The 5,924-nt window shown below is 51.1% G+C and carries 3 protein-coding genes and 1 pseudogene; all 4 read left to right on the plus strand.

Annotated features, from left to right (window positions below):
- Positions 1–437 precede the first annotated feature (437 nt).
- Positions 438–2,660 carry a helix-turn-helix transcriptional regulator gene (locus PKO02S_RS31385; protein WP_127589135.1) on the plus strand — a complete coding sequence of 741 codons (2,223 nt, stop codon included), beginning with the start codon at positions 438–440 and terminating at the stop codon, positions 2,658–2,660.
- Positions 2,661–2,806: 146 nt separating this feature from the next.
- On the plus strand, positions 2,807–4,483 hold the full coding sequence (locus PKO02S_RS31390; protein WP_127589137.1) for a type 2 periplasmic-binding domain-containing protein: 1,677 nt from the start codon (positions 2,807–2,809) through the stop codon (positions 4,481–4,483).
- A 100-nt stretch (positions 4,484–4,583) separates the two neighbouring features.
- Positions 4,584–5,504, plus strand: a complete 921-nt coding sequence (locus tag PKO02S_RS31395; protein WP_127589139.1) for an ABC transporter permease — start codon at positions 4,584–4,586, stop codon at positions 5,502–5,504.
- A gap of 16 nt (positions 5,505–5,520) precedes the next feature.
- Positions 5,521–5,924 (plus strand): annotated as a pseudogene (locus PKO02S_RS31400) (carbohydrate ABC transporter permease); the annotation flags it as partial.

Here is a 5,924-nt window from a genome sequence, read left to right on the forward strand (position 1 = left end):
CAAAACTGCAATCAAGGGCCGTGATTTTAACAACGGTTGGAACCTTTTTCCTGCCCTCCCCACGCACCAACCGAACACTTTCGCCAGAGGACCATCAGGGTGATCTTCCCTAATGGTTTTTCTTTTTTAAAAAAACGCCGACAATCTGGTCAAAACAGTAATGTCATAAAAACAAGAATCATGTCACATTCCCCGGTAGAGGGATCCTACCCGCTGCACTATATTTGAGGGTGAATACTAATTAGTTCTCATACGTAGCGGAATGATGGAGGAGCCCGAAGCGGCCGAACCGGGGCGGGCAGCGGGCAGCCGGGCTTAGTCGGGGTCCGACATAGAAAGGGGGAGTCTACATCGTACAAAACTGGATCCGGAAAAACAAAACAACGTTCCTTTTTTTGAAGCGCTGCCTAAAATATTTTGCGATTCTGGCCATTCTCATGCTCATGATAGCGCCGCTCCTATTCAAATCCTATGCACTGGCCAAACAGTTAGCAATCCATACAAGCAATGTCAAATTGAAGGAAGGCATCGATTCGCTCGAAGCGCAAATTAGGAAGGCGCAGGAAATATCGAACCTGCTCCGCCAGGAAGAGGTGTTCAAACGGCTGTTCTTCCTGAAGGGGCCGCCTTCCAGCGAATATTACGTGGATTTCAATGTCCTGCAGACGAAGCTGAAGAGCTTGTCGCTCACGCAGGACATGCTGTCCAATGTCTATATTATGTTCCGGGACAATCCGGTCTTCGTATCCAACTCCATCTCCTCGGACAATTATGCCAATATTTACGCCAATTATTACAATTATAAAGACGTAACCGTTAACGAATGGCGCGACCGCTTGTTCAAAGAAAATTTCAATGTAAATTTTTTTACGCAAAACCAGGTATTCTCCTACTTCTACGGCCGCAATTATTTCGACGGCGTGACGGTTTTGATCAACAATTCCTATTACAATTCCATCGATCAGATGAGCGTCATGGCAATCGATTTCGACAAGAAGGATATCGTCAACAAAGTTTTATACGAGAATCAGCTGAGGGATTATTTCGCCTATATTACCGACAGTGACGGAAATGTAATTTTATCCCATAACAATCCGGGGAACGCGGCCCGTCCCGGCCTGAAAAACGCGGATGAAGTGACGCTAGGATCGCAGAAGTATATCGCGCTGACGTACTCGAGCGAAATGCTCGGCATACATGCCGTTGTGGGAATTCCGCTGCAAGCGATCAAGACGAACGTCAATTCCTTGCTGGAGCTGGTCATTCTCTATATCGTTCTGGGCACGCTGCTCACCGTCGGGCTGACCATGCTGTTTTCTATGAAAGAAACGATGTGGCTCAAGCGGCTGATCGAGGCCTCTTCCCGATCGAGCAATACGATCTTCAATATCAGCAACGAATATTCGTATATCAATCATGCCATTACGAGAATCAGCACGATCAATGAGGAGCAGCTGTCCAAAATCGACGCACTGAACGATTCGATCAAACATTCCGTGCTTAAAAATGTGCTCATCCTGGGCGTATACACGGAAAGGGAAAAGGAGGAGGCGGCAGCTTATTTCGGCGGCAGCTTCGACCGGTTCTGTGTGGCCAAAGTGAGCTATCGCCTGGATGACAGCCGTCCCGTCGATCTGTCCATTCAGCAAAATATCGTATTGGAGCTGGAGCATTCGTTCCGGGCGATCGTCGACGCCGACTTCGAAACATTGAACTTCCATACGAACGAAACGATTTTCGTCATCTTCCTGGAGCGGAAAAACAGCTCGTACATCGATTCGATCCAGATCGCGCTGACGGAGCTGATCCGTATGATCAACGTGAATTCGCCCATCCCGTTCACGATCAATATCGGCCTCAGTCCCGTCACATTCGGCATTCAGCATGCCAAGACGGCGTACCAGCAGGCGATCTACGCGCTGAGCATTCACGAGAACGATGTTTCCGGCGGTGTATACGTCTATGAACCCGCTGCGGAGAGCGCAGACAAGCTTCATTTCGATATCGCCATCCTGCTCAAGCTGTACGATGCGCTGATTGCGGGGGAGAAGAACATCACCGGGCAGATCTTTGCCGACAGTTTGCGGAGCATAGCCAATTATGCCTTGAGCGAGCAGGAACAGCTGCAAATCTTTTATTCCTTCCGGCAAATCGTGTACAACGCGCACAAGGTGATCGTCAACGAACGGTTCGACACGGAGGCCCGGCTTGCGCTGTCGCTTCCCGAATATGGCCAGATAACCGATGTGTTCAAGCTGTTCCATGAATTAAATCAGGTGAGCGCAAGCTTATGCGATGTCGTCATAGGCAACAAGAGGAGCAACAATGAGAAGCTGAAGGTCGATATTATGAACTATATACAGGACCACTACGCCGATCTTAATCTGTCGGCCGGCAGCATCGCGGCGCAGCTGCTCATCTCGGAGAAATACGTCTATTCGTTCGTGAAGGAGCAGTCGGGCAAAAGCTTGGGGAAACTGGTCGAGGAAGTGCGGCTATTCCATGCGGAACGGCTTCTGTTGGAAACGGAATTCGCGAACGGAAAAATATGGATGTTGTGCGGGTTCGGCAGCGAGAATACGTTTTATCGGGCTTTCTCGAAAAAGCATGGCGTTTCTCCGACGGTATGGCGGGAAAACAATAAGAATCCAACCGGTTGACAGAGAGCGAAGAAATTGACGGTGCCTATTATTGCTCCGTGACAGAAGGAGCCGCAATTGATCGTTTATCGCCAGAACGGCTAGGTATACGATTGCAATGCAAGCGGTTTCAAAAATCGATAGGGAGAACAAGAGGAGGAGTCAAAATGAACAACCATGGAAGTCGATCCAAAAAGAAGAGCGGAGTTAAACTTGCCTTAGCGGCATGTTTGCTGCCGGCCATGCTGGCGGGCTGCAGCTCCGGCGGCAATCCGGAGAAGACGGATGAGCCGAAGGCGGGAGCCTCCGTCGATCCCGGCGTCAAAACGAAAATCACAGTTGCCATGCAGTCGCAAACGAGTGTCCAGGACCGCAAAACGAACCAGCTCACCAAAATGCTGGAGGAAAAATTCAATGTGGACATGAATTTCGTAGAGCTTCCCGCCGATATCAATGAAGCCAAGACGAAGCTCGCGCTAATGGTATCCTCCGGCACGACGCTGCCGGATATCGTCAATATCTCGCTGGACGACGTAACCGCTTACGACTACGCCTCCAAGGGCGTCTTCGTCAAGCTGGACAATTACTACAAGGATCCCGCGATAGCCGTCAATTACAATAGCATCCAAGGTACGGACAAAAGCTTCATCTACAACAATCTGAAGCTGGCGGACGGAAGCGTATACGCGCTGCCCAATTATGTCGTGCTGAACTGGAACGAAGGTTCGTACCGGGCCTGGGTTAATTCGGATTGGATGAAGAAGCTGAATCTGCAAATGCCCGCCACGACTGACGATTTGTACAATGTACTGAAGGCTTTTGCGGAGAAGGATCCCAACGGCAATGGCAAAAAGGATGAAATCGGCATCGTCGGCTCGAAAAACGGCTGGGGCCAAAATCCGATGGTCTATCTGATGAACTCGTTCATCTACGCCAACCCGGACAAAGGCTATTTGGACGTCAAGGACGGCAAAATCGTCGCGTCCTTCGTCCAGCCCGAATGGAAGCAAGGGCTCGAATATATGAACAAATTGGTGAAGGACGGCTTGTTATCCCCGTTGTCCTTCACGCAGGACTCCAATCAGCTGAAGGCGCTGGTCAACGTCGAGGGCGGCATGGCCGGCATAACCACCTCCGGCAGCTACAGCCTGTATACTCCGGCCGTTCTGCACAATACAATGGCGCTGCTCGCGCCTGTGAAGGGACCGGGCGGCAAGTCTTTCACACCTTATAACCCGACCTTGCCGAATCCGCTCTGGTTCATTACGAAGGACAGCAAAAATCCGAAGCTGGCGTTTCAGATCGGCGATTATTTGTTGAACCAGGATGTCTCCAAAATCAGCCGTTACGGCGAAAAAGGCGTCGATTGGTCGGAGGACCCGGCGATCACCGCCCAGTATATCGGGGACTTCGAGGTGAGCCACGGCATCAAGACCGGAATCGCCATTCTCAATCCGAAATTCTGGGGCAATCCGCAAAACAAAAACTGGCAGGACATCAATCCGGCCTATCGTCCGTTAGCCTTGAGCCGAATATCCTCCTCCACGAAAAGGGGAGAAGCGGATCCGAACGCATCCCCCAATTTCCAACCGGCCTTCATGAATATGTATGTGCCGAACTTCCCTAAGGAGTTTATTTCGAAGCTCAGCTATACGGCCGAGGAGCTGAAGAAAATCGCCAACAGCAAAACGGCTATCGACTCCTATGTGACGGATACGGCGGTGGCCTTTATTACCGGGAATATGCCGTTGTCGCAATGGGATAAATACTTGTCCGAGCTCGGCAAGATGGGGCTCGATAGTTATCTCGCCACAGCTCAGGCGGCCTACGACCGGAACAAATAAGGAACCGGGAACGGCTGTCGCACCAACTGGCTTCGGCGGCTTTGGAATACGAATGTATTTCAAAGCCGCTATCCTACGTAAGATTGGAGCGGCTTCAAATATGCAATGGACCAACTTCAGGAAAAATTACGCGTCCAACTGGCAGCTCTACGTCTTGCTGCTGCCTTCGGCCGTATTTATCGCCATATTCGCCTACGTTCCGATGGCCGGTATTCAGATCGCATTCAAGACGTACGATTTTTCCAAGGGCATATGGGGCAGTCCCTGGATCGGATTCGAGAACTTCCAGCGCTTCTTCGACTCCTACCAATTCTCGAGAATTCTGATCAACACGATCACGTTATCGTTCTACAGCTTGATCGTCTCGTTCACGTTGCCCATCGCGTTTGCGCTGATGCTCAATTCGTTCGTCAGCCCGCGATTCAAGAAGCTGGTACAGACGATTACCTACATGCCGCATTTCATCTCGACCGTCGTCATCGTCGGCATGCTGATCCAAATTTTCAATCCAAGGACAGGCGCATTAGGCGCGCTGTATATGTTCATGACGGATAAGATGCTGCCCGACGCGTTCGCGAACCCCGACGCCTTCAAGCATTTGTACGTCTGGTCCGGCATCTGGCAGGGCATCGGATGGGGCAGCATCATCTATATTGCCGCCTTGTCGTCGGTCGACCTGGAGCTGCACGAAGCCTCGGAAATCGATGGCGCCTCGCGACTGCAGCGGGTTATCCATATCGATTACCCGTCTATTCTGCCGACGGCGACCATCATGCTCATTCTGGCTGTTGGCAACATTATGGACGTCGGCTTCGAGAAGGTGTTTCTGATGCAGAACAGCCTCAACATCGGCAGCAGCGAAGTCATTTCGACCTATGTGTACAAGGTGGGGCTGACGATCGGCAGCGGCGATTTTTCATTTGCGACCGCGATCGGACTGTTCAACTCCGTCATCAATTTCGCTTTGCTCGTCGCCGTGAACTTCACCGTGAGCAAGCTCGGCAAGAACAGTCTGTGGTAACCGCGAGGAGAATGTTATGAGCGAAACGAAACGAAAAGACTTTGCAACGCATCCCGCCTCCGACCAAGTCTATTATACGGTGTCCGGTATTCTCCTAACGCTTGTGCTTCTGGCGGTTGCATATCCGCTGGTTTACGTGCTGTCCGCTTCCTTCTCTTCGGGCACAGCCGTTTCTACGGGCAAGGTACTGCTGTGGCCGGTCGATTTCAGCCTTGACGGCTATGAGGCCGTTTTCAAGCATAAGGACATCGTTCGCTCCTACGCCAATACGATTCTGTATACGGTGCTCGGCACGGCGATCAACGTCATTATGGTGATGACCTGCGCCTTCGCGTTGTCCCGGCGAAAGCTGAGAGGCCGAAACGTCTTTATGTTTTTTTTCACCTTCACGATGTTTTTTAGCGGAGGGCTCATCCCGTA

It is taken from the genome of Paenibacillus koleovorans NBRC 103111, from assembly GCF_004000845.1.
GTDB classification, from domain to species: Bacteria; Bacillota; Bacilli; order Paenibacillales; family NBRC-103111; genus Paenibacillus_AA; species Paenibacillus_AA koleovorans.